Source organism: Roseibium sp. 10G30-5 (genome assembly GCF_055809635.1).
In genome coordinates this window covers 2230279-2254973 of record NZ_CM147918.1, presented here as the reverse complement: position 1 = coordinate 2254973, position 24695 = coordinate 2230279, and the positions used below count along the sequence as shown (strand labels likewise).

The 24695-nt window shown below is 57.0% G+C and carries 18 protein-coding genes and 2 pseudogenes; 10 read left to right on the top strand and 10 right to left on the bottom strand.

What is annotated here, in order from left to right:
- The first annotated feature begins 16 nt into the window (after positions 1 to 16).
- Entirely contained in the window at positions 17 to 1252 is a 1236-nt protein-coding gene (gene coaBC / locus AC0L7U_RS11440; protein WP_473690801.1) for a bifunctional phosphopantothenoylcysteine decarboxylase/phosphopantothenate--cysteine ligase CoaBC, read from the top strand.
- Positions 1253 to 1265: 13 nt separating this feature from the next.
- Here the strand turns inward: coaBC and AC0L7U_RS11435 are convergent, their stop codons facing one another.
- Positions 1266 to 2090, bottom strand: a complete 825-nt coding sequence (locus AC0L7U_RS11435; protein ID WP_473690799.1) for a dioxygenase family protein — start codon at positions 2088 to 2090, stop codon at positions 1266 to 1268.
- A gap of 203 nt (positions 2091 to 2293) precedes the next feature.
- Between AC0L7U_RS11435 and dut the strand changes: the two genes are divergently transcribed.
- Positions 2294 to 2743 carry a dUTP diphosphatase gene (gene dut, locus AC0L7U_RS11430; protein ID WP_473690797.1) on the top strand — a complete coding sequence of 150 codons (450 nt, stop codon included), beginning with the start codon at positions 2294 to 2296 and terminating at the stop codon, positions 2741 to 2743.
- Positions 2744 to 3041: 298 nt separating this feature from the next.
- Positions 3042 to 4001, top strand: a complete 960-nt coding sequence (gene cysK / locus AC0L7U_RS11425) for a cysteine synthase A (RefSeq protein ID WP_473690795.1) — start codon at positions 3042 to 3044, stop codon at positions 3999 to 4001.
- Between the two features lie 94 nt (positions 4002 to 4095).
- Here the strand turns inward: cysK and AC0L7U_RS11420 are convergent, their stop codons facing one another.
- From AC0L7U_RS11420 to AC0L7U_RS11385, 8 genes and pseudogenes are all read right to left on the bottom strand, one after another.
- Entirely contained in the window at positions 4096 to 4416 is a 321-nt protein-coding gene (locus tag AC0L7U_RS11420) for a heavy metal-binding domain-containing protein (RefSeq protein WP_473695780.1), read from the bottom strand.
- A gap of 165 nt (positions 4417 to 4581) precedes the next feature.
- Positions 4582 to 5661: a tryptophan--tRNA ligase gene (gene trpS, locus AC0L7U_RS11415; RefSeq protein ID WP_473690793.1), complete on the bottom strand. Its 1080-nt coding sequence runs from the start codon at positions 5659 to 5661 to the stop codon at positions 4582 to 4584.
- A 144-nt stretch (positions 5662 to 5805) separates the two neighbouring features.
- Positions 5806 to 7365 carry a murein biosynthesis integral membrane protein MurJ gene (murJ, locus tag AC0L7U_RS11410; protein WP_473690792.1) on the bottom strand — a complete coding sequence of 520 codons (1560 nt, stop codon included), beginning with the start codon at positions 7363 to 7365 and terminating at the stop codon, positions 5806 to 5808.
- Between the two features lie 78 nt (positions 7366 to 7443).
- A pseudogene (locus AC0L7U_RS11405) lies at positions 7444 to 10267 on the bottom strand ([protein-PII] uridylyltransferase).
- A gap of 117 nt (positions 10268 to 10384) precedes the next feature.
- A complete protein-coding gene (locus tag AC0L7U_RS11400) occupies positions 10385 to 10756 on the bottom strand; it encodes a helix-turn-helix domain-containing protein (RefSeq protein WP_473690790.1) in 372 nt (123 codons plus the stop codon).
- A gap of 6 nt (positions 10757 to 10762) precedes the next feature.
- Entirely contained in the window at positions 10763 to 11374 is a 612-nt protein-coding gene (locus tag AC0L7U_RS11395; RefSeq protein WP_473690788.1) for a Smr/MutS family protein, read from the bottom strand.
- Positions 11371 to 12564 carry a murein transglycosylase A gene (gene mltA / locus AC0L7U_RS11390; RefSeq protein ID WP_473690786.1) on the bottom strand — a complete coding sequence of 398 codons (1194 nt, stop codon included), beginning with the start codon at positions 12562 to 12564 and terminating at the stop codon, positions 11371 to 11373. Before mltA ends, AC0L7U_RS11395 begins: the two co-directional genes overlap by 4 nt.
- On the bottom strand, positions 12561 to 13298 hold the full coding sequence (locus AC0L7U_RS11385; RefSeq protein ID WP_473690784.1) for a Tim44/TimA family putative adaptor protein: 738 nt from the start codon (positions 13296 to 13298) through the stop codon (positions 12561 to 12563). Before AC0L7U_RS11385 ends, mltA begins: the two co-directional genes overlap by 4 nt.
- A 431-nt stretch (positions 13299 to 13729) precedes the next feature.
- On the opposite strand from AC0L7U_RS11385, the gene AC0L7U_RS11380 reads away from it, so the two are divergent.
- The 7 genes and pseudogenes from AC0L7U_RS11380 to olsB all read left to right on the top strand — a co-directional run bounded on the left by AC0L7U_RS11380 (position 13730) and on the right by olsB (position 24163).
- Positions 13730 to 14239: an FxsA family protein gene (locus tag AC0L7U_RS11380; RefSeq protein ID WP_473690782.1), complete on the top strand. Its 510-nt coding sequence runs from the start codon at positions 13730 to 13732 to the stop codon at positions 14237 to 14239.
- A 101-nt stretch (positions 14240 to 14340) separates the two neighbouring features.
- Positions 14341 to 15363, top strand: coding sequence for an acyltransferase family protein (locus tag AC0L7U_RS11375; RefSeq protein WP_473690780.1), 1023 nt, complete (start codon positions 14341 to 14343; stop codon positions 15361 to 15363).
- A gap of 75 nt (positions 15364 to 15438) precedes the next feature.
- Positions 15439 to 18456: pseudogene (polA, locus tag AC0L7U_RS11370) on the top strand (DNA polymerase I).
- 256 nt (positions 18457 to 18712) lie between these two features.
- Positions 18713 to 20239, top strand: a complete 1527-nt coding sequence (locus AC0L7U_RS11365) for a YifB family Mg chelatase-like AAA ATPase (RefSeq protein ID WP_473690778.1) — start codon at positions 18713 to 18715, stop codon at positions 20237 to 20239.
- 168 nt (positions 20240 to 20407) lie between these two features.
- Entirely contained in the window at positions 20408 to 21904 is a 1497-nt protein-coding gene (locus tag AC0L7U_RS11360; RefSeq protein ID WP_473690776.1) for a histidine kinase dimerization/phospho-acceptor domain-containing protein, read from the top strand.
- Between the two features lie 20 nt (positions 21905 to 21924).
- A complete protein-coding gene (locus AC0L7U_RS11355; RefSeq protein ID WP_473690774.1) occupies positions 21925 to 22725 on the top strand; it encodes a response regulator in 801 nt (266 codons plus the stop codon).
- Positions 22726 to 23305: 580 nt separating this feature from the next.
- Positions 23306 to 24163, top strand: a complete 858-nt coding sequence (gene olsB / locus AC0L7U_RS11350; protein ID WP_473695778.1) for a l-ornithine N(alpha)-acyltransferase — start codon at positions 23306 to 23308, stop codon at positions 24161 to 24163.
- A gap of 152 nt (positions 24164 to 24315) precedes the next feature.
- On the opposite strand, the gene AC0L7U_RS11345 is transcribed toward olsB, so the two are convergent.
- Complete coding sequence (locus tag AC0L7U_RS11345) at positions 24316 to 24606, bottom strand: DUF1330 domain-containing protein (RefSeq protein ID WP_473690772.1); 291 nt, start codon at positions 24604 to 24606, stop codon at positions 24316 to 24318.
- Positions 24607 to 24695 lie beyond the last annotated feature (89 nt).

The window sequence follows — 24695 nt, the reverse complement described above, 5'->3', positions numbered from 1 at the left end:
CGGGGAGCGGGCCACTGTGTCACTAAGCCAAAAGCGTATTCTGCTGATCATTTCAGGCGGAATTGCCTGTTACAAGGCGCTGGATCTTATCCGGCGCCTTCGTGCTGAAGGAGCTTCTGTACGCCCGATCATGACGGCGGGAGCACAGAAATTCATTACCCCGCTTACGGTTGGGGCCCTGTGCGCCGACAAGGTTTTTACTGACCTTTTCGACCGCGAGGCCGAACATGATATCGGCCATATCCGTCTTGCGCGCGACACGGATATGGTTCTCGTTGCTCCTGCGACAGCCAACCTGATGGCCAAAATGGCACAGGGGCTTGCCGATGATCTGGCCTCGACAGTTCTGCTGGCGACCGACATGCCAATCCTGATTGCCCCTGCCATGAACCCGAAAATGTGGGATGCCGCCGCGACGCAGCGCAATGTTGCTCTGCTCAGAGCAGATGGTGTGACCTTTCTCGGTCCGCAGCGCGGCGAAATGGCCGAAAGCGGAGAGGCCGGGCTTGGTCGCCTGACAGAGCCCGCCGACATCGTCGCCGCGGTAAAGACCTTTTTCAGCGCACCGGCGCCGGATGACGGTACACTGCCCTTGCAGGGGAAAAAGGTGGTCATCACCGCAGGCCCGACGCACGAACCGATTGATCCAGTGCGTTATCTCGCCAACCGCTCCTCCGGGCGTCAAGGCTATGCGTTGGCCATCGCTGCCCGCAATGCAGGCGCTGACGTCACGCTCGTCAGCGGCCCAGTGGACCTGTCGCCGCCCGAAGGCATTCACCTGCTGCCCGTGGAAAGCGCTCGCGATATGCTGCAAGCGGTAACCCAGGCACTGCCCGCCGATATTGCCATCATGGCAGCAGCTGTGGCCGATTGGCGCGTCGATGGCGACGCACAACACAAGATCAAGAAGGATGGGACGGGCCAGCCTCCAGCTCTGTCGTTGATCGAAAACCCCGACATTCTTGCCACCATCGGCCATCATCCGACTTTGCGCCCGACCCTGCTGATCGGTTTTGCCGCAGAAACGCAAAACCTGATCGAAAATGCCACCACCAAACTGGCGCGCAAGGGAGCCGACTGGATCGTCGCCAATGACGTCAGCCCGGAAACGGGTATCATGGGCGGAACTTCCAACACCGTGCGCATCGTAAGCGCGAGCGGCGTGGACGACTGGCCCGAGCTCGACAAGACCGAAGTGGCCCGCCGCCTCATCGCCCGAGCTGCCGAAGCGTTGAAGGTCGATCAGCAGTAAGACAGCAGAGCGACTAGATTACGACCGGCGGTGTCAATTCCTTGGCGACAAAGCGGAAATACGACATCGACAGCGATCCAAAGCTGTAGCTGCGGTGCATCAACTCCACATCCGCATCTTGCCCCGCGGCGCCATAGGCAAAATACAGTGGCATCAAATGCTCTTCGCGCGGGTGAGCCAGTCGAAATTCCTCGACTGCCTCAGGGTGCGTCAAGCGTTCCAGATCGCCACTCGCCAATCCTTCATCCAACCACCCGTCAAAGGCGGTGGCCCAGGCGGGCACATCGCCATGCCGTGACAGGCGCCGCAGATTGTGGGTAGTACTTCCAGAGCCGATCACCAGAATATCCTCGTCCGCCAATGGCACAAGCGCCCGCCCGATCTCAACGAGCTGCGCCGGACTTGCTGATATGGGCAGGGACACTTCAACAATCGGGAAATCCGGTTTTGGAAACACCAGTGACAAGGGCGCCCATGCACCGTGGTCCAGCCCCCATTCGGAACTGATGTCAATCTTCTGCCCCGCCGCTTGAAATGCACCGCAGACCCGTTGCACCAGCCAGTCTTCTGCTACCGCAGGGTATTGTATCTGATGGAGCTCATCGGCAAAGCCATTGAAATCATGAATGGTCGTAAGCGGACCGGAGGCTGTGATCTTCAGGCTGTCGGTTTCCCAATGAGGCGACATGATTACCACGGCCTTCGGGCGCTTCAGATCCTGCCCGAGCTGCCGCAGAAACGCGTTGGCCGGACTATCTTCCAACACCAGCGTCGGTGCGCCATGCGCCAGAAAAAGCACAGGTTGGCGCTCTCGATGATGTTGCTCATTTTGTGACATCGTTTCTTTCCTTAGCCGTGGCAGACCGACCTGCCTACCCTGCAGAAAAGATGCCCCCGAATGGGCCAATGACAAACATCACAGATGGCGACGAATTGTCAGGCAATCCTGAACAATCAACTTTGGCTTGCCATTTCTGACGAAGGCTGTCAGCTAGGCTTCAATCGAAAGATGACCTTTGAACCCCTGAAAATGGAGCCGTCATGAGCGTCGAAGTCAAACTCAAACGCCTTGCTCATAATCCGGACCTTCCCCTGCCCCAGTATCAGAGCACCGATGCCGCTGGCTTTGATCTTCTGGCCGCCACCGAGACCGAGTTGCTGTTGCAGCCAGGACACCAGATGATGATTCCGACCGGTCTCGCAATGGCGATCCCACGCGGTTACGAGGGCCAGGTGCGACCTCGCTCGGGTCTGGCTGCCAGACATGGCGTCACGGTTTTGAACAGTCCCGGCACAGTGGATTCCGACTATCGCGGCGAAGTGAAAGTGATCCTGATCAATCATGGTCACGAGCCGCTGGCGATCACCCGTGGCATGCGCATTGCGCAAATGATCATCGCTCCGGTCGGACAGGCCACCCTTGTTGAAACGGGAGATGTGGATGACACCACCCGCGGCACGGGCGGCTTCGGGTCCACCGGCCACGGCTAACTCTGCAATCCGTGAGAACTCCTATGCAAGCAAGCTCGGCAAAATTTGCCGGGCTTTTTTTGCATTTTGCGAAACGCGATTTGTGAACACATCCCTCCGAAGTTCCGATCATCAAGATCCCGCCAGAGCCGCAGCCCCGCTGCGCAAGACTGCATTCTAAAAAAGACCGCCATTTTAGATTTACGTTCCTTTTGCGATCTTCTTTTGGTCTGCAGGGACTCGCAATTGTGCTCGATCAATCCTAGCTTTCAGAAGAGATAAAATCGACTGCAAGGTCTGACAGGATAGGGAGTTCGTCATGAGTGAGAAGAAACCAGGACGCGGACGTGTTTACGGCTCAATCACCGAGACGATCGGGGATACGCCGCTGGTTCGCCTCGACCGATTGGCCAAGGCGCATAACGTCAAGGCGACCCTGCTTGCCAAGCTTGAATTCTTCAATCCGATCTCCAGCGTCAAAGACCGCATCGGCGTCGCCATGATCGAAACCATGGAACGTGATGGCAAAATCACGCCGGGCCAATCCGTTCTGATCGAACCGACGTCGGGCAACACCGGCATCGGGCTGGCCTTCACGGCGGCTTCCAAGGGCTACCGCCTGATCCTTGTCATGCCGGAAAGCATGTCGGTGGAACGCCGCAAGATGTTCAAGATCCTCGGCGCAGAGCTGGAGCTGACAGAAGCGGCCAAGGGCATGAAGGGCGCTATTGCGCGGGCTGAGGAAATGGTCAAGGAAATTCCAAACGCCGTTGTACCACAGCAGTTTGAGAACCCGGCCAACCCGGAAATTCACCGCCAGACCACCGCAGAGGAAATCTGGAACGACACCGATGGCAATGTTGATGTTTTTGTCGCGGGCATCGGCACCGGCGGCACGATCACGGGCGTTTCAGACGTCCTGAAAAAGCGCAATCCTGACCTGCATGTCGTTGCCGTAGAACCTGCTGACAGTCCGGTTCTGTCTGGCGGTCAGGGCGGTCCGCACAAGATTCAAGGCATTGGCGCAGGCTTCGTTCCGGGTATCCTCAACACGGAATCCTACGACGAGATCGCCACAGTCACCAACGATGAGGCCATTTCAATGGCCCGCGAAGTGGCCAAAATGGAAGGTGTTCCGGTGGGCATTTCCTCAGGTGCAGCACTGACGGCCGCCATCAAGGTTGGTCAGCGGGATGGTATGGGCGGCAAGCAGATCGTCGTCATCATTCCCTCCTTTGCCGAACGCTATCTGTCAACGGCACTTTTCGAAGGCCTGTAAGACCTTTGAGCAGCCGCTCTTTCAGACTTTCAAACAGACGGCGCGCCCCCACACTGCGGCGCGCCGTTGTGTTTTATTCGGCGGCCCCCAATGATCAGCGAATAAGAACGGATGTACCCGTGACGCTGACCATCAGCATAGACCCGCGATTGCCGACGGTTTCATAATCAATATCAACTCCGACAACGGCATTACCGCCAAGGTCCCGCGCTTTCGCCTGCATTTCAGACAGCGCAATCTCGCGAGCCCGACCCAGTTCCTGCTCATACGCACCGGAACGGCCGCCGACAATATCGCGCAAACCTGCGAACAGGTCCTTGAAGATGTTGGCTCCGAGAATGGCTTCACCAGTCACAAGCCCTTGATATTCCAGGATTTCGCGGCCCTGTAACGTCGGTGTTGTCGTCACCAGCATGATATTTCCTCCCACGGTCAAAAGGCTGGCGCGCCGGGTGGTCTGCGTCTGGCGCGCCCCCTCATTGCTCACAGACAATCCACCGCTTGTCCACACACAGTGCAATAAAAAACGCCCGGCAGGACCGGGCGCTCAAGCGTTTGTTGGTTTTGCAGGCCTTACAGCTCACACCACCTTCAGAAATCCGATAATCCGGCTGAGATCATCCATGATCGGCTCGGAAATCTCCGAGGCGCGTTCGGCCCCCGCCTTGAGGATGGCGTCAATCTCGCCTGGTTCATCCGTCAGACGGCGCATTTCGCCCGTCATAGGCGACAGCTTTTCAACCGCCAACTCAGCCAATGCCGGCTTGAAGGCCGAGAACTGCTGGCCGCCGAAGTCTGTCAGCACGTCTGCCTTGGTCACTCCGGAGAGCGCTGCATAGATGCCAACCAGGTTGTCGGCTTCCGGCCGTCCTTCCAGACCGTCCGTCTCGCTCGGCAAGGCATCCGGATCGGTCTTTGCCTTGCGGATCTTCTTGGCGATCGTGTCGGCATCATCCTTCAGATTGATACGTGACAGATCGGAAGCATCCGACTTGGACATCTTCTTGGTGCCATCGCGCAGCGACATGATGCGGGTCGCAGGTCCGGCAATCATTGGCTCGGTCATCGGGAAGAACAGCTCTTCCGGCAGCTCCGGCGACGGGGTTGGATTGGGAACACCAACGCCCAACTCCTTGATACGAGACGCGAAATCATTGTTGAATTTGGCCGCAATGTCGCGGGTCAATTCAAGGTGCTGCTTCTGATCATCGCCGACGGGAACATGCGTAGCCTTATAGGCCAGAATATCAGCGGCCATCAGATCAGGATAAGCAAACAACCCGACAGAAGCATTTTCACGATTCTTGCCTGCCTTGTCCTTGAACTGGGTCATACGATTGAGCCAACCCATGCGTGCGACGCAATTGAACACCCAGGCTAGCTGTGCGTGTGCGCGAACCTGCGACTGGTTGAAAATCGTAGCACGCTTGGGATCGATCCCGGCAGCGATATAGGCAGCCGTCACTTCACGCGTGGCATTCTGAAGCTCTTGCGGGTCGGGAAACCCGGCCGTGATGGCATGCAGATCAACCACACAGAAAATACTTTCCATCTGATCCTGCAACGGCACCCAGCGCGAAACGGCGCCAAGATAATTGCCCAGATGAAGATTGCCTGTCGGCTGAACACCGGAAAAGACACGGGGCTGGAACGCCGTCATATCAAAACATCCTATTGCTGGAGAGGCCGGTTGGAATGGCTCTCTTGAGTAATGAGTCCCCAAGCTCTTAGAAGCACAACCTTTGCCATGCAAGAAAAGTCCGAGGAAGAACCGGAAATTAGCGTGTTTCGAAGCTGCCAGACACTAACTGTGCCGCGAAAAGCGCTTGGCATAGCCAAGAAGATTGCTCGCACCGCTGACCTGCACCAGAATACCGAAGGACACCATGCCCGCAATCACAACCATCAGAAGCGCCGATGCCTTGACGGCGAAATGCGGATCGGCAAACCAGGCGTGCAGGACGTGCGACAGTGCCTTGATGACGACGCCCATCACCGCGCTGCACCCCAGGATGAGGAGCAAGTTCTTCAAAACCTTCGCATCCGGCTTGAAGTGCCCACGCCGCCAGAGAACGACAACCAGCAACCCCGTATTGACCCAGCCTGCAATCGTCGTAGCCAAAGCAATGCCGACATGCTGGAGGACAGGAAACAACGCCAGCGACATGACCACATTAATGACCATGCCAACAGCGGCGAAATACATCGGCGTCTTGGTGTCTTCACGGGCGAAATAACCGGGTGAAAACACCTTGTTCAGCACGAAGGCCGGCAAACCGATGGCGAAGGCGGCAAGGGCTGTAGCTGTGCCATTGGTGGCGGCATCGCCGAACGCCCCCCGCTCGAACAGAACACTGACGATTTCATGAGGGATTATTGCCAGTGCCACAGCTGCGGGCAGCGTCAGCACAAGCGAAAACTCAAGCGCATTGTTGAGACTGTTTTGATAGGCATCTTCCTGACCGGCCCGCAATTGCCGCGTCAGGCTGGGCAACAGCACCACGCCAACGGCAATGCCGATCACGCCGAGCGGCAACTGGTACAGACGGTCGGCGTAATAAAGCAACGCATTTGCGCCGGCCTGCATGGAGGCCACGACCTGCCCCACGGCCACATTGATCTGCGTGACACCGCCTGAAATCACTCCGGGAACACCAAGGATCAACAAGCGCTTGACGCCCGGCGTAAAGCGGGGACGCGGGAAGGAAATACGAAACCCCAACCGCTTCATGTCCCACAAGACAACACCCAACTGGCAAAGACCGGCAAAGGTCACGCCGCTGGCGAGAATAATACCCAGTGTCGTGGAATCTTTCACCCCGACATACAGCACGCAAGCCAGCACCAGTGACATCACCACATTCAGCATGACGGGGGCCAGCGCCGCGGCGCCAAAGCGATCATAGGTGTTCAAAATACCGCCGATGAACGCGAGAAAGGACATGAATACCAGATAAGGAAAGGCAACTCGCGCCATCAGCACGGTCAGATCGAACTTCATTATGTTGTCAACGAAACCGGGAGCCAGACACCAGACCACAAGTGGCATGAAAATCTGCGCCAGCGCCAACAACACCAACAGCGTTGCCAGCAGCGAAGAGGCCACCTCACCGGCAAACTTGCGCGCGCCCGCCTCGCCGTCTTCTTCAACAGAACGGGCAAACAGCGGAATGAAGGCGGAATTGAACGCCCCTTCGGCAAAAAGACGCCGAAACAGGTTTGGCAAGCGAAAAGCCACTACAAAGGCGTCGGCCACCGGCGATGTGCCAACCGCAGCTGCCAGCAATGTATCACGCACAAAGCCGAGAACACGGCTTACCATTGTCGCCCCGCCAACGGTTGCGAAGTTTTTCAAGAGGCTCATGGATCAGCGGTTCCCTCCGCAAGAGCTGCGGAATGCTGTTGATATCTTGGGGGTGAGACCCCCGCAAATATATACGCTTCAGGAGGCCTGTCGGGCAATCGGTGCCGAGGCACTGACGTCAATATGCCCTTCGACAGCCGCCTCAAGACGCTCCCTGATCACTTCCTGACGCCCGACATTGGCAATCTTTTGTCCGGTCAGATCCGTGACATAGAAAACATCCACCACACGCTCACCAAACGTTGAGATATGGGCCGAGCCAATGTTGAGATTCAAGGCCGCGATGGTCCGCGTCAGATCGTACAAAAGCCCCGGACGATCAAGACCTGACACTTCGAGAACGGTGTAATCGTCAGACCAGGAATTGTTGACGAGAACTTCCGGCTCCACCTTGAACGCCTTCATGCGACCCTTGACCGCCTTCTTCTTCGGCGCCGGGTCCGAAATACGGTTCTCGCCACGCAAACTCTGGCTGATCAGGGCCGTCACTCGTTCGCCACGGCGCAATTCGTCGGCATCATTGGGCAACTCCCGACCGATAGAGATCGTGTCGAGCGCAAAACCGTCTTTGGTGGTGTCAATCTGAGCATCCAGAATGTTAGAACCCGTGTTGAAACACGCCCCGGCAATCAGCGACAGCAAGCGCGGATGATCAGGGGCCAGAACACTGATTTCCGTTACACCACGAAAAGCGTCGGTCTGCACATCAAAGGACAATTGCTCGCCACCGGTATCAGCCTCATGGATCATCCGTGCATGAGCAAGACGACGCTCTGGCGGCACCCGCAACCAATAGGCATCATAATGCCGCTTGACGTAGTCCCGCTTGAAGGTGTCCGGCACATCATTAAGATCCACCATGAGATCGTCCATTGCGCGGCCAATTTCCTAGCGATGCGAGATATGCGTATGCCCGCCGGTCAAATGAGGCTCGCATTCGTAATATAACGTGCGCAGCAACTGGCCTTTCCAGCCATTGAACACACCCGGCCCGACCGCTCGAATGTCCGCCACAGTCAACACAAGCAGCAACTTCAGCCGTTCAGCCGACTGCACCATATCGGCGAAGTCCTTGATCGTCTTGCGATCCGACAAATCACGCGACTGCGCCGTGGTGCTCATATCCAAATGATGCTCGATCAGCCAGTGCCACCGTATCCGTTTCCGACTTACTCAAACCAAAGCGCGGACACACTTTGCGCGCAACGCGCGCACCTGCGATGGAATGGTCCTCCGGCCGCCCCTTGGCGACATCATGCAGGAACGTCGCGACATAGAGCACCTTGCGATTTTGCAAAGTCTTGATCAGATCATTCGAGAGCGGATGGTCTTCCTGCGCATCGCCGCGCTCGATTTCCGCCAGTACGCCCATGGACCGGATCAGGTGCTCATCAACCGTATAGTGGTGATACATGTTGAACTGCATCATCGCGACAACTTTGCCGAATTCCGGCACAAAGCGGCCCAAAACGCCGATTTCATTCATCAGACGCAGAGTGGTTTCCGGGTTGATGCGGCTTGTCAGAATCGACAGGAACAACCGGTTCGCTTCCGGATTGTGGCGTAAATTGCGGTCCACCAATTTCAGCGACCGGCGCATCAGCTTGGTCAACTCGGGATGAAAGAAAAACCCGTTGCGATTGGCAATATGGAAGACGCGAATGAGATTTTCCGGTGTTTTCACAAACACGTCCGGCGAAAGCGCGTTCAGCCGGTTATGCTCCACTTCAAAGCCCGGGAGGCCCTCGACCTTTTGGGCCGTGCCCGAAAAGCCCGCCGATGCGATGCGCCGCATCAGGCCGGTAAAGCCCTGATTGCGCGGCTCCTTGACATGCTGGTCCTCAAGACCGGCACACAGAATACGGGTCAGATCGCCCACCTGCTTTGCAACAAGGAAATAGTGCTTCATGAAGCGCTCGACATCGCGCATGCCCGGGTGCTGCGTATAGCCAAGGCGGATGGCAATCTCGCGCTGGACGTCAAACGACAGACGCTCTTCGGCCCGCCCGGTCAAAAAATGCAAGTGGCAACGCACCGCCCAGAGAAAGTCCTCCGATTTGACGAAACGATTGTACTCGGAGCGCGACAGCACACCTTTTTTGACCAGTTCGGACTGACGCCGAACCCGATAATGATACTTGGCGATCCAGAACAACGTGTTCAGATCGCGCAACCCACCCTTGCTTTCCTTGATGTTCGGCTCGACCAGATAGCGCGTCGATCCCTGCCGCCGGTGACGCTCGTCACGCTCTTGCAACTTGGCGGCAATGAACTCGGAGCTTGTGCCCTGTACCACTTCATTATCGAATTTCTCGATCAACTCATCGGACAGCGCTTTCTCGCCGCAGATATGGCGCGCTTCCAGAATGGCGGTCCGGATCGTCATGTCGCTCTTGGACAGACGAATACACTCAGTGATGGTGCGCGTGGCATGGCCAACCTTCAGGCCCAGATCCCACAGCATGTAGAGGATATACTCCACCACCTGCTCGCTCCACGGTGTCTGCTTGTAAGGAAGCAGGCACAGCAGATCCACATCGGAGCCTGGAGCCAGCGTGCCACGACCATAGCCACCGACCGCTAGAAACGACATGCGCTCGGCTGCCGAAGGGTTCTGAACTTGATACACATGCGTCAGAGCAAACTGGTAAATCACCTGGATCAATTCGTCCTGAAGATACGACAGACGCTTGGCGCATTGCATTCCGCCGCCGTCCTCGCCCAGCCGCTTTTCCGCGACCTCACGCCCCTTCTTCATCACCGTCTTCAGACGCATCATGACCTGATTGCGCGTTTCCGGGTCCGCCCCGGATTTTCCGCTGGCAGCCACAAGCTCCGTCAACTCCACAAGAAGAGCGTCGGTTTCGATCAATTCAGAGTGGTCTTCAGAGGTCAGTTTCATGGATCTATCAGTTTTCTTGAAAGTCGGGACGACACACGGACAACGACAAGCGAGCGCTATACACCGTTGGGAGATAATGTGACGTAAAGATGTGAAAACGGGCACTACAACCGCATATCAACTGCCACTTTTCGCAGCCGCGACCCGGAGCTGCAACAAAAGATGCGAGATTGCGTCCGGTGACAGGGTCTCAATCGACTGGGCCAGTCGGTTGGCCAGTTCCGTCGCCTTGGGATCCAGACCCGCTGTATCGATAACCACCCGTGGATCGGAGAGTTCCGCCAAACGCTGGATCTCTTCCGCCTCATCCCAGATGACATTGAAATAGGTGATGATGCGGTGAACCAGAAACCAGGCCGGGGTGCCGCGCTTGCCGTGCTCCAACGCGGAAAGATAGGCGCTGGACACCGACAGGGCATCGGCCATTTCCTTCAGCGATACGCCACGCTTCTTGCGCAACTCGCGAATTTTTGCACCAAGCGGCGTCACGTCTGTCTACCTTCGTTTGCGAATGCGCACATAAAGCGCACCCGACCCGCCGTGCGACGCGTGCGCTTCCTCATAACCGATGACCAGCGATCTCATGTGAGGCATCGACAACCACTGCGGCACCATGCGACGCAGAATACCGCGCTCGTCTTCCCGCTGGCCGCGCTCATCACGCTTGCCCTTGCCCGTGATCACCAGAACGACTTTGCTGCCATTGGATTGCGCCTGTTGCAGAAAGCCGCCCAATCGGCTGAGAGCCTGCGCCTGATTCAAACCATGCAGGTCAATGCGAGCATCTATCGGCTTGATACCACGAACGACTTTGCGTCGATAGCGATCTTCCAGACGATACAGGGGCGGGTCAGCCGGCTTGCGTGGCACGTCCGGCTTGGGGACGCGCATGGCAGTCGAATTGCGCTTCGCCTTTTTCAGTGTCTCGTTAGAGGGACTGGGGGCTGCCTCGCCCATTTCTGCTCGCATCAGGGCATCCAGATCTTCCGTTGCAGAAGCAGGCGCGCGCTCAGGGTGCAAAGGGGTCAGGGTCTTGGTGACCTTGCCCCAGAGTTCAATGTCTTCCGGGGATAGAAGCGACTTGCGGCCGCGCTTGCGCGAGCTCATTGCGCCGGTCTCCCGGCCCCGTTGGGCAGAAGCAGCGTCATCGTTCCGCGGTGGCGAATTTCTCCGGCAACTTCGCCTGCCCGGTCTCCTGAACCCACGAAAATGTCGCCGCGTGCCGGACCCTTGATAGCGGACCCGGTATCGTCAGCGATCAACAGGCGATCAAACTCGGCCTTTGCAAGCCCCGTTCCGGCAAGATGGCTTTGCACAAATACCGGCGTGCCGAGCGAAAAATGATGCAGATCGACAGCCAGACTGCGCCCCGCCACAAGCGGCAATCCCGCCGCGCCTGTCGGCCCCTCGTCGGCATGACGAATGGGAATGTCCCGAAAGAAGATGAACGAGCGATTTTCCCGAAACAGGGCATCGCGCTGATTCGGGTGCGTTTCCAGCCAGTGTCGCAGTCCCGACATGGTGAAATCCTTCGGACTGCCCGCCCCGCGCTCGACCAGCACCTTGGCGATGGACGTGTAGGGGTAGCCGTTCTTGCCTGCAAAGCCGACGCGCATGCTCTGTCCATCGGCAAGATGCAAGCGGGCCGATCCTTGCACATGAACAAAAAACGCATCGATTCGGCTCTTGAGATAAACAAGAGGCAAGTTCAAAGACGTCAGCGCCCCATCCATGATCTGACCCCGATCAGGCAGCTGCACCAGCCCATGATCGGTCTTCAGCGCATAGCTCACATCCTGTGGCCAGCCTTCTGGACGATTGGATGCCGTGACATGAACCAGTCCCTTGGGCGCACGCAGCAGCGGGTATTGAAACGATCCGTGACGCGTCCGCGCCGCGTCAATCTCAGGCTCATAATAGCCGGTCAGAAACGCGCTTCCCGACACGCTGAAGGGCGTGAAATTCTGTTCAAAAAAGGCTTTTGCTGACGTTTCTGCGCCGGTTGCAAAGGCAGCTTCGGCCGCATGACAAAGGTCCTGCGCCTGCGCGGTGCTCAGACGGGCCGGACCCGACGAAAACGGCCTGTGCGTCGTTGTTCTGCAAAAACGCAGAAAGGCGGCCAGAGCCGCCTTGTGATCATCCTGATCCCATCCGCTGACGTGAGAAAATCCGGTTTGGGTCAGACCATCCATCATGTGCCCCGATGCTGCCGTGACTTTGGCGACGGATACCAGCAGGGACAGACAAAAAAGGAAACCGATTGCACCTGTCCGGGTCTTCGCAAGCCCGTGTCTCATTCCGCGTTTTCAGTCGCCACCAGTTGCCAGTTCGGATCCCGCGACGTTGCATCACGTGCGAACGTCCAGATGTCCACAACATCAGTCACCTTATTGGCGTCCCCATCGACCACACCGCCATCCTTGTCGCGGATCGCCGAAATCAGCTGGCTGTGGATTTTAACGGTCAGGCTGGCGACGTCATTCTTCAATTCGGCCTTGGCAATTGACAGTTTGTCGATGCCGATAAAGGTCATTTCGCTGGTCTGCCCCTGCTTCTCACGCTCGTCAATCGCGGCGACAAAGCCATCATAAACATCCGTCGCCAGAAGTGGCTTCAAGGTCTTGCGATCCCCCTCGGCAAACGACACGACAATCATCTCGTAAGCACCACGCACACCCTGCAGGAACTCCGCAGGATCGAAACCATGGTCGACTGCGCGGATCTGACGCAGTTGAGCATTCAACGGGGTGTCCGCGGGAACAAACCGGTCGATCACCTCTGCATCGGTCTCAGCAGAGACCTCGTTTTGAGGACGCTCGACGGACTGACCGGGCAGCGTCACGACATTGCCCTGCTGGTCGCGCTCAACATCGTCACGTCCGTCCTGATCCGGGGTTTGCGGCTTGGAGTAGGGATCAAACGGAGGCCGCTCATTGCCCGTGCGCCGGCCAAGAACCGACCTCAGACGGAAGATGATAAACACCGCCAATGCTAGGAAAATGATCGTGTAAACGTCGAAAAACTCGTTCATCTCGTCTTACCGGCTTTGTTGTCTGACCGCTTTGGCCGCACCCGACCAAAATGGTCGCAGAGCGCTGAATGTGTCGTTATGTCTTGTCCAATATGTAGTCTACCAAACCGTCAGCATCCAGCCCCCGAGCCGAACAGCCTGTCTGAAACATGACATAGCGCAGAGAAATTCTCTGCATCTTTGAACATGCCTAGACCATTCATCGATCATAAGCCAGTGGCACGACTTGCGAAAACAGACCAGAGCTTGCACACTCTTGTGACCGGTCTGTAATCTTGAAATCATTAAACAAGACAAGCATTTTAAGGGTCTGCACGGCTATGCCGATGTAAAAAAGTGCATGAGACGGTCGAACCAAGCGCAGCAGCGGATCATTAATGATCTGACAAACGCCCCTCCTGATCCTGCAAAGGTATAGCGAGAGTACAATCGTGGGACTTTATATTCTGGCTGCCATCATACTGGTGCCACTTATCGAAATCTTCGTCTTTGTCGAAGTTGGCAGCGCCATCGGAGCCTTGCCCACCATCGGCTTGACTGTTCTGACCGCCGTCATCGGATCCATGCTGTTGCGCCAGCAAGGCGTTTCACTCTTGCGGCAAATGCAATCCGAGTTGAATGCCAAGCGCGTTCCTGGCACGGAATTGATGCATGGTGCGATGATCGTGCTGGCAGGCTTCCTGTTGCTTATTCCAGGCTTTGTGACCGACATAATTGGGCTGTTGCTGTTCATCCCACCGTTGCGCGACCGGATTGCGCGTTGGATCGTCACACGGTCGAACGTTACGGTTGTGCGGTCTGGTCCGGGCTTCACCCGCGACGAACATGTTGTCGATCTGGATGAAAGTGACTGGTCGCATCCCTCTCATTCGGATGGCACACCGCCCAGCGGACCACAGCGTATCAGCCCATGGACCGATAAACCCAAAGATGGCAATTAACCGTTTCTGCCATTTTGACGCGACATATCCCTGCGGAAGCCTTAGTAACTTTTACGAGTTATTTTAGACAAGATTGAGCTTTCGCGCAGGGATATCCTCTTATGGCTGACACACGCGTCCCTTGGGTTGACACAGCAAAGGGCATTTGCATCATCTTTGTTGTCATGATGCATTCAGTTCTGGGCGTAGAGGCGGCCGCCGGTCAAACCGGCTGGATGCATGTTGTCACCGACTTTGCCCGCCCCTTCAGGATGCCGGATTTCTTCATGATTTCCGGTCTCTTCATCAGCAATGTTATTGCGCGGGACTGGCGGCTGTATTTGGACCGCAAGGTGGTCCATTTCGCCTATTTCTATATCCTTTGGGTGGCCATCCAGTTCCTGTTCAAAGGGCCGAATTTTGCTCAGGAGATGGGAACGACAGATGCTGTCGGCTTCTATTTCCTGACATTCATTCAACCTTTTGGCACTCTCTGGTTCATCTATCTGCTTCCTGTTTTCTGCGTTGTTGCCAAGCTGGTGCACGAAAGCCGCATTCCGCGCAGTGTTGTCCTTGTTGCCGCCATGGCACTGGAAATCGCTCACATCAACACCGGGTCGGTCATCATTGACGAGTTTGCCCAGCGCTTCGTGTTCTTTTACATCGGCGTCTTGTTTGCCCCGAGCATCTTTGCTCTGTCAGACTGGGCCCGCGCTCATGTGCGGCAGAGCCTGATGCTTCTGCTTGGTTGGGGCATGATCAACGGCACGCTTGTGGCTCTCGACTGGGCAGCGTTACCGTTCGTGTCGCTGGCGCTGGGTGCCGCCGGAGCGCTTGCCATCATCCAGATCAGTTCATTGCTGCAAAAGCTGCCGGTCATGGGCTTTCTGAGTTATCTGGGCAAGAACTCCATTGTCGTCTATCTCTCGTTCTTCTTTCCAATGGTCGTGTCGCGCACACTGCTCTTGAAAATCGGCAGCCTCGACATCGGTACAACCAGCGTTCTGGTGACCGCGGCCAGCGTAATTTCGCCGCTCATTCTGTACTGGATCATCTTGCGAACGGGGAAGGGACGGTTTCTGTTCTTCCGGCCTCAGTGGGCTCACATCACGCCTGCACCCCGGGCGCCTCAACCAGCCGAGTAGGAATGCTCTTCACAAAACTGCGCTTGGCTGCGGAAACTCGACGATAGGGGCTTTCCTAGCGGGCCGGTCGAAGGCATGATCCGCGCCATGTCCAAGCTTGCTTCCTTTTCCGAACTCACCGGCGATGACCACCTGATCCTGGTCGATGGCTCCACCTTCATTTTCCGGGCCTATCACGCGCTTCCGCCTCTGACCCGCAAGCCTGACGGGCTGCCCGTGGGCGCCGTAGCCGGGTTCTGCAACATGTTGTGGAAGCTGTTGCAGGACGGCCCCAATCCGGACAAGCACGATGAGCCAACGCATCTGGCCGTGATTTTCGATCATTCATCGAAGACCTTTCGCTCCGACCTCTACCCGGAATACAAGGCGCATCGGCCAGATCCACCTGAAGACCTCATCCCGCAATTCGGCCTGATCCGCCAAGGCAACCCGAGCCTTCAGTGTGCACAGCATCGAGCAGGAAGGCTTTGAGGCAGACGACCTGATCGCCACTTATGCAACGCAAGCCGCAAAGGCCGGGGCCAAGGTCACCATCGTCTCAGGTGACAAGGATCTGATGCAGCTCATCGGGCCAAATATCTCGATGATCGACACGATGAAGAACAAGATCTTCACCACGGATGAAGTGTTCGAGAAGTTTGGCGTTGGACCAGACAAAGTGATTGAGGTGCAGTCACTTGCGGGTGACAGTGTTGACAATGTCCCGGGCGTACCCGGCATCGGCCTGAAAACGGCAGCCCTGCTGATCAATGAATTCGGCGATCTGGAAACCCTGCTTGCGCAGGCCGATACCATCAAGCAGAAAAAGCGTCGGGAAAACCTGATCGAGTTTGCCGAACAGGCGCGGGTTTCCAAGAAGCTTGTCACCTTGAAACAGGACGTACCGGTGGAAGCGCCCGTTGGCCATCTGGCCGTCACCGATCTGGACGGCCCGAAGGCTGTCGGATTCCTCAAGGCGATGGGGTTCAGCACCCTCACCAAACGGGTGGCCGAGGTCACCGGGGCAGAGCTTGCGAATATCGATGCAGACGATTTCGATGTGCCAGGCTGGGATGTGCCTGATGCCAAGGGCCGGATCACAGAACGCGGCCCGGCGGCGTCATCCGGCAGCAGTGCGCCCGATGATGCCACGAGCGTAACGTCCTCCAGTTCGACAACCGCAGGATCTCCAGCGCCTGACGGGCTGATGATGCCTCAAACGCTGGCCGACGTACGCCGCGCCTCTGCTACCAATGTGCCCATTGACGCCTCAACCTATGAAACCATCAAGGATGCCACTCGTCTGAAGGAGTGGATCGCAGATGCTCGTGAAACCGGGTATGTCGCCTTTGACACGGAAACCACGTCTCTCAATGCCATGCGGGCTGATCTGGTGGGCGTATCGCTGGCCACTGCCGCTGGCAAGGCCTGCTATATTCCGCTGGCGCATGTCGAAGGAGAGGGGGACCTGTTGGGTGGCGGAGACCTTGCCGAGGGCCAGATCCCCTTGCGCGACGCGCTGGATCTGCTGAAGCCTCTGCTTGAAGACCGCGCTGTGCTCAAGATCGCACAGAACCTGAAATACGACTGGCTGGTGCTCAGCCGCTACGACATTGATGTTGCCCCTGCTGATGACACGATGCTGCTGTCCTATACGCTGGATGCGGGCATCGGCGGCAACGGCATGGACGAGCTGTCTGAGCGTTGGCTGGGCCACAAGCCCATTCCGTTCAAGGAAGTCTGTGGCTCCGGCAAGTCGATGATCACCTTCGACAAGGTTGCCATCGACAAGGCCACGGCATACGCCGCCGAGGATGCGGACGTCACTCTGCGCCTGTGGCAAGTGCTGAAACCACGCATCGCGGCCGAAAAGATGGCGAGCCTCTACGAAACGCTGGAACGCCCCATGGTGCCTGTGCTGGGCCGGATGGAAAGGCGCGGTATTTCCATTGATCGGCAGATGCTGTCGCGCCTCTCCGGCGACTTCGCGCAGGGTATGGCCGGGCTGGAAGACACGATCCATACTCTGGCAGGCGAAACCTTCAACATCGGCTCGCCCAAGCAGCTTGGCGACATTCTTTTTGACAAGATGGGTTTGCCCGGTGGCAAGAAGACAAAAACCGGTGCCTGTAGTCCACCTCAGCATCCGTGCTGGAGGACCTTGCTGCTGAAGGTCATGAACTGCCTGAAAAAATCGTGTCCTGGCGTCAGCTTTCCAAACTCAAGTCCACCTATTCTGACGCCTTGCCCGGCTTCATAAACGAAGAAACCAACCGGGTGCACACCTCTTATTCCCTGGCGTCCACCACCACAGGCCGCCTGTCGTCCTCAGAGCCGAACTTGCAGAATATCCCGGTGCGCACGGAATCCGGTCGCAAGATCCGCAAGGCTTTCGTCGCTCAGAAAGGCTGCAAACTTATTTCCGCCGATTACAGCCAGATTGAATTGCGTGTTCTGGCGCATATGGCCGATATCGGGCAGCTGAAACAAGCCTTCGAGGACGGACTGGATATTCACGCCATGACCGCAAGCGAGATGTTCGGCGTGCCGATCAAGGACATGGACCCGATGGTGCGCCGACGTGCGAAGGCCATCAACTTCGGCATCATTTACGGCATTTCCGCCTTTGGACTGGCGGCTCAGCTTGGCATTTCGCGCGGTGAAGCGAGCGACTACATCAAAACCTATTTCGAGCGCTTCCCCGGCATCAAGGACTACATGGAGGCAACCAAGAAGGCCGTCCATGCGAACGGCTATGTGACAACGATTTTCGGCCGCAAGGCGCATTATCCGGACGTCAATACCAAGAACCCCAACATGCGCTCTTTCTATGAACGCGCCGCAATCAATGCGCCAATCCAGGGATCGGCTGCCGATATTCTGCGCCGTGCCATGATCCGTATGGAAGATCGCCTGACCGCTTCCAGTCTGGATGCGCAGATGCTTTTGCAGGTCCACGATGAATTGATTTTTGAAGTGCCCGAAGATCAGGTCGACAAGACCATTCCAGTGATTGTCGAAGGCATGGAAAAGGCCACAGAGCCCGTTCTGCAGCTCTCCGTGCCGCTCAAGGTGGACGCACGTGCCGCCGACAACTGGGATGACGCGCACTGACTGCTGCGCCTGCTATCATTGAAAAAGGCCCGACGTGGAAAACGATCAGGCCTTTTTCATAGCGATCTCATTCACGGTCCCTACGCAGAACTGACAGCTTGGGAAGGCGTGACATGCAACACCGATTTCAAATCCAGACCCTGCGGGCAAACGCCTTGCGGCTCGACAGGCATTGCGCACAACAGAAAGTTCTTTTTTTGTTCTTGTGCAAATATTAAAACTTCCTTAACGTCAGTTGAGCGTTGAGGAGAGTGCGATGGTCAGCCGCGTTACAACACTTGCCTTTCAGGGAATAGACGCCAGACCGGTCGATGTGCAGGTGCAGATTGGTTCCGGTCTGGTCGCCTTCACCATTGTCGGACTGCCAGACAAAGCCGTGGCCGAAAGCCGGGAACGGGTGAGGGCAGCGTTGCAGGCATGCGGGCTGGCCCTGCCGGCAAAACGGGTTACCGTCAATCTGGCTCCGGCGGACCTGCCCAAAGAGGGGTCACACTACGACTTGCCAATTGCGCTGGGCATTATGTCCGCCATCGGTGCCATTCCCTCCGACCTCATTGCCGACTATGCCGTGCTGGGCGAACTTGGGCTTGATGGCAGCATTGCCCCTGTCGCTGGTGTGTTGCCAGCTGCCATTGGCGCAAACACACTGGGCAAGGGGTTGATCTGCCCCGCAGCCTGTGGCGGTGAGGCGGCCTGGGCAGATGCGGAGATGGATATTCTCGCACCGCACTCCCTCATCCAACTGGCCAATCATTTCAAGGGAACGCAAATCCTGTCGCGACCCAAGGCCAAGCTGCACCGGCAAGAAGGCACATTGCCGGACCTGGCCGACGTGCGCGGCCAGGAAAGTGCGAAACGGGCGCTCGAAATTGCCGCCGCAGGCGGTCACAACCTGCTGATGGTCGGACCACCGGGCGCGGGAAAGTCCATGCTGGCCAGCCGTCTTCCCTCCATTCTTCCGCCCTTGCGGCCGGAGGAATTGCTGGAAGTCTCGATGATCGCCTCGCTGGCCGGCGAACTTGAAGAGGGGCGCCTGAGCGACCGACGTCCGTTTCGCGCACCGCATCACTCCGCCAGCATGGCCGCTCTCGTCGGTGGCGGCTTCCGCGCCCGCCCGGGCGAGGTGTCGATGGCTCATCACGGTGTGCTCTTTCTTGATGAACTGCCGGAATTCAACCCGCAAGTTCTCGACAGTTTGCGCCAACCACTGGAAAGCGGGGAAGCGATCATTGCCCGCGCCAATCACCGCGTCACCTATCCGGCTCAGGTGCAGCTCATTGCGGCCATGAACCCCTGTCGTTGCGGCCATGCGGGAGAACCCGGACATACCTGCAAAAAGGGAATTCGCTGCGCCCAGGACTATCAGGCGCGCGTATCCGGGCCCCTGCTTGATCGCATAGACCTGCGGATCGAGGTTCCTGCTGTGACCGCGATGGACCTGATAGGCCCGGCCAGTTCGGAGCCATCTGCCACGGTTGCGACCCGCGTCGCACAGGCCCGCCAGATCCAGTTGCAACGTTTCGCCAGTCTTGGTGTTACCAGCCGCACCAACGCCAAAGTTCCCGCCTCCCTGATTGAAGAATTGGCGCGGCCCGATGCGGACGGCCTTGCCCTGCTGCATCAGGCTGCCACCACTTTGACCCTCAGCGCACGCGGGTATCACCGGGTTCTCAAAGTCGCCCGCACTCTTGCCGATCTGGACGGCGATGACTGTGTACGACGGCTGCATTTTGCTGAAGCCCTCAGTTACCGAAAAGAAGAACGCCTCAAGCAAACCGCATGAAGCCCAAATAGTTTGAGAACCTGAAGAGCCTTTCCGCCATTTGAACGGTCGGCGAAACTCTTTCTCAATGCTTATGGACGAGGCTGAGATGTCTCAAACGAGAAGATGGGGACCAGTTTATTGGTCAAAAATGCTTCAAATTCCGCAGAGCTGTTGGGCGTGACGCACTTGGATGATCAACATCCCGGAGCGCCGGGCGACCGCTTGTCTGACGAAGCGGACACAGCCTCATCTGGCATCGATAGCCCGGGCGCCCCGTCTCAGGCCCACAAGGAAGTCCCCGGCGCCGATGAAACCCAATCGCCCAAAGTTCTGAACGTTCTTGCCATTGCGGGATGTCTTGTCGGAATTGTTGCTGCCATTTTATTGCTTGAGATGCCGGAAACCCGTCTTCTTGCGTTGCCTTTGAGTTTCTTCGCCGGAACGCTTGCCATGTGGCTGATTGCCAGTGACGACCGTACCCGGTTTGAAGCCCGTCTTGCCTTCAAGCGCCGCGAAGTTACACGGTTGCGCTCCCTCTGCGAAACTCTGGAAGACAAGGCCTGGGAATTGCGCGAAAGCGACGAGCGGCTGTCCAGCATTCTGGGCGCTCTGGGCGACATCGTGATCCGGCGCGATGCCAACAACACCGTCATCTACAGCAACCCTGCTGCGCAAGCCGCCTTCGGCGATGCAAACCAATTGCCGTTGATCGGCAGCCGCCTGACGTTGCCGCGCCTTTACAAGGACGAGCAGGAACAAACCCTTGCGCGCAAATCGGATGGTGTGGCGCTCAATGACGTGTTGCTGCAAACCAACAACGGCCCGCGCTGGTTCTCGCGTCTGGATGCCAGCGTACGCGACACAATTACCGACCAATCCGTACTCCAAACTGTGCTGCGCGATGTCACCGACCGCCACAAGATCGAGCAGGAACTTGTCTCCGCCCGACAGGCAGCGGAAACCTCCAACGAAGCAAAATCGCGCTTTCTTGCCACCGTCAGCCATGAAATCCGCACCCCGTTGAACGGCATTTTGGGCATGTCAACGTTGCTGCGCGACACTCGACTGACCAAGGAGCAGGTGGCCTATATCGACGCGCTGGAAACGTCCGGCGATACATTGTTGCTGCTCATCGACGAAGTCCTTGATTTTTCCAAGGTGGAAGCTGGCAAACTGGTCCTGCAACCAACATCAACAGATCTGGCGCCTTTGGTGGAAAGCGTTGTGGAACTGCTGGCTCCCAAGGCGCAGGGCAAAGGCCTTGAGATCGGCAGTCGCATCGATCCACGTCTGCCTGATCACATCACGGTGGATGGAACACGGCTGCGCCAGATCCTGTTCAACCTGGCAGGCAATGGCATAAAGTTTACTGACACGGGTGGCATCTCCATCGAGATAGACGGGCATGACAACCCGGATGCTTTGGGTTGCATCGTTGACATTTCCGTACGCGATACCGGCATCGGCTTCGATCATCAGGAAGCGGCCCGCCTGTTTCAGGAGTTCGAACAGGCCGATCATGGCACTGCCCGCCGTTTCGGCGGCACCGGTCTGGGACTGGCGATCGCGCAAAACCTCGCCCGCTTGATGGGGGGCAAATCTCTGCTGAATCCCGCGAGAATGAAGGGGCTTGCTTCCGTCTGTCGCTGCCACTGCCAGAAAATCTGCGCGCTGCGCCTTTGACCTATCTCGGCAAGTCCGTCTTGCTTGTCAGTCAAGGCACAGTCGAGGCCGAATTAATTGCTCACCGCCTGCGTCAGGAAGGCGCTCACACTGAGGTTCGCGAGCCAGGTGCCAGTGACCTTGAAGACCAGCTCAATACAGCGGACCTGCTGATGGTCGATCATGCCGCCGTGAACGAAAGCGGTGGCTGGCTTGCCTCCGCCCGCCTTGCTGGTTGCACGACACCCGCCGTCATTCTGATTGACCCGTCCAAGCGGGACCGCCTGACCGATCTGAGAGACGCGGGGTATGCCAGCTATCTGATCCGGCCGGTGCGCATGGAGAGCCTCACACGTGTCGTATCCGATACGTTGGCGGGCGTTAGCCCAACCAAATCCTGGGAAGCGCTCGACACGACGTGCGAAAACCGAAAAGACAAGACGGCGACCTCGGGACCCAACACGTTGCGTCTTCTTGTTGCAGAAGACAATGATATCAACAGGTTGCTCAGTGATGCACTTTTGCGCAAGCTAGGTCACAGCCCGATCATGGTCAGCGACGGAATGGCGGCTGTAGAGGCTGCTGCACGCACACGTTTCGATGCCATCCTGATGGATCTTCATATGCCACAGTTGGATGGTATTGAGGCATTGAAGCGCATTCGGGATCTGGAAGAGCGCGAAGGACGTGCCACAGTGCCCGTGATCATCGTCACTGCCGACGTCATGCCGGATGCTCGCGAAAAAGCGGAAAGTGCCGGGGTCAATGGCTTCTTGACCAAACCATTGACCCACCACGCCATTGAAGAGACGCTCAGTGCACTCATCAAAGCCAAAGACTGACCAAGCACTGCTAACCCGTGACGCCTTGGCTCTCTTGAAGGGGCATTGAAGAGCGCATGAGCGCGACGGCATCTATTCTCCTTGTCAAATTGCTTGCGCTTTTGGCGTCAGGATGCGCGACACCATCGCCGACGAGTGCTGGTGCGACCTGTTAAAACTCATCAGTTGGCTGCGAATTGAAATCTTACAGACGGAAATAGCGACCCCGCGGGCGAGACCTGCTCCGGTCCCGGACACGGCACCTTCGCGTCTGGACGATGTGCAACCATTGTGCTCAGAAACCGGGGCGTAAACGAGGCTATGAAGCGCGCACTCAAACGTGTTCCCGATAAATTAAAAAATTCAAATTTGTCATTATCTTGTTGGAAAGGTATGCTTTAAGACAGCGAAACAGTCTTGCGATGATGGGGTCAAATATACTCCTCCCCGGACTGCTTTCGTTTCGAGATCTAATAAGATCTTGATTTTGTTTGGAAATAGGGGCCTCGTCTTGGCATTACGTTCGGACATTTTTTCACCCAAGAAACTTGTTCAGAAAATCTCACCTCACGGTGGCAAGCTTCCTCTGGCGCGGGGATGGATCCAGAAAGCCCGTCCTGACGCCCTCGATCTTCTGTCCAAAAAAGGCAGCTTGGGCCGTGTTGGCGCTCTGGAAGTCCGACTGGCGCGCAACGTCAAGGAAATCCGGCAGGCGCAGCGCCTTCGCTACGAAGTCTTCTACGAAGAAATGTCGGCGATTGCCGATGCGGAGACCATCACAAGCCGTCGCGATGCCGATCCCTATGACGCGATCTGCGACCACCTCCTTGTCATCGACCATGCGTCGCTCAAGCGCAACAAGCTGGGCCGATTGAAGCCGCAGATTGTTGGCACCTATCGCCTTCTGCGCCAGGCCGTTGCCGAGCAGCATAGCGGCTTCTACACCTCAGGCGAATTTGACCTTCAGCCGATGATCGACGCCCACCCCGACAAGAACTTTCTTGAACTTGGCCGCTCCTGCGTGCTGCAACCCTACCGCAACAAGAAGGCGCTCGACCTGCTGTGGCAAGGCATCTGGTCTTATGTGACGATACACAAGATTGACGTCATGATCGGCTGCGCCTCTATGGAAGGCACCAACGCTGACCTCTTGTCGGAACAGCTTTCATTCCTGCATCACTTTTCCAGCACGACGCCGGAATGGCATGTCAATGCGCTGCCAGACCGCTACACCGAGATGAATCGTGTTGCCAAAGAAGAGCTGGAACCGAAGCGGGCCTTGCGCGCATTGCCGCCATTGATCAAGGGCTACCTGCGCCTTGGTGCGCAAATTGGCCAAGGCGCGGTGATCGATCATCAGTTCGGTACCACCGACGTCCTGATCGTGCTGCCAGTCGACAGTCTCAGCAGCAGATATGTGAAGCACTACGGCGAAGAAGCCAGCCGCTACGCGAGTTGACCTTGTGTTGCCGAAATTTCCCTGATGACATAAGCACACAGGCCCAGTCCACTGGGAAAATCTGAGTTTTCAAACCGACGTGTTTCCCGTGAAACACGTCGGTTTTTATTCCGAGAGGCAATGATGTCAGGGCAGCAGAGCCCAATTCGATCTTATTCGACGCCGTCAACGATCAGCAATTCGCCTTCAGATGCTTCCAACCGATAGGCACGGGCGGCCTGATATTCCGGTGAATGGTAGCAAGCAAGCGCCGTGTCCATATCCTTGAATTCGATCACCACATTGCGCGAACGCCCTTGCCCTTCAAGGGTCTCAGCGCGACCACCGCGCGCCAGAAACACCGCACCGTATTTTTCAAAAGCCGCCTTCGTTCCCGCCACGTAGCGTCCATAGGGCTCGGCGTTTTCAACATCCATCCGGGCAATCCAATATGCTTTCGGCATTTTTCTCTCCATTTGCATCTCTGTCTTGTGCAGAAATACCTCAAATACGCCTTTTGAACTTAACCAAAAACAAAACTTAACGACCCTTT

Excerpts from the sequence above, each read along its gene's own strand:
- trpS (WP_473690793.1), bottom strand. The coding sequence starts at position 5,661 with ATGACGGCGTTCCAGCCCCGTGTCTTTTCCGGTGTTCAGCCGACAGGC.
- dut (WP_473690797.1), top strand. The coding sequence starts at position 2,294 with ATGAGCGTCGAAGTCAAACTCAAACGCCTTGCTCATAATCCGGACCTT.
- AC0L7U_RS11365 (WP_473690778.1), top strand. The coding sequence starts at position 18,713 with ATGGTCAGCCGCGTTACAACACTTGCCTTTCAGGGAATAGACGCCAGA.
- mltA (WP_473690786.1), bottom strand. The coding sequence starts at position 12,564 with ATGAGACACGGGCTTGCGAAGACCCGGACAGGTGCAATCGGTTTCCTT.
- AC0L7U_RS11435 (WP_473690799.1), bottom strand. The coding sequence starts at position 2,090 with ATGTCACAAAATGAGCAACATCATCGAGAGCGCCAACCTGTGCTTTTT.
- AC0L7U_RS11420 (WP_473695780.1), bottom strand. The coding sequence starts at position 4,416 with ATGCTGGTGACGACAACACCGACGTTACAGGGCCGCGAAATCCTGGAA.
- AC0L7U_RS11385 (WP_473690784.1), bottom strand. The coding sequence starts at position 13,298 with ATGAACGAGTTTTTCGACGTTTACACGATCATTTTCCTAGCATTGGCG.
- murJ (WP_473690792.1), bottom strand. The coding sequence starts at position 7,365 with ATGAGCCTCTTGAAAAACTTCGCAACCGTTGGCGGGGCGACAATGGTA.
- AC0L7U_RS11375 (WP_473690780.1), top strand. The coding sequence starts at position 14,341 with ATGGCTGACACACGCGTCCCTTGGGTTGACACAGCAAAGGGCATTTGC.
- AC0L7U_RS11345 (WP_473690772.1), bottom strand. The coding sequence starts at position 24,606 with ATGCCGAAAGCATATTGGATTGCCCGGATGGATGTTGAAAACGCCGAG.
- AC0L7U_RS11395 (WP_473690788.1), bottom strand. The coding sequence starts at position 11,374 with ATGAGCTCGCGCAAGCGCGGCCGCAAGTCGCTTCTATCCCCGGAAGAC.
- cysK (WP_473690795.1), top strand. The coding sequence starts at position 3,042 with ATGAGTGAGAAGAAACCAGGACGCGGACGTGTTTACGGCTCAATCACC.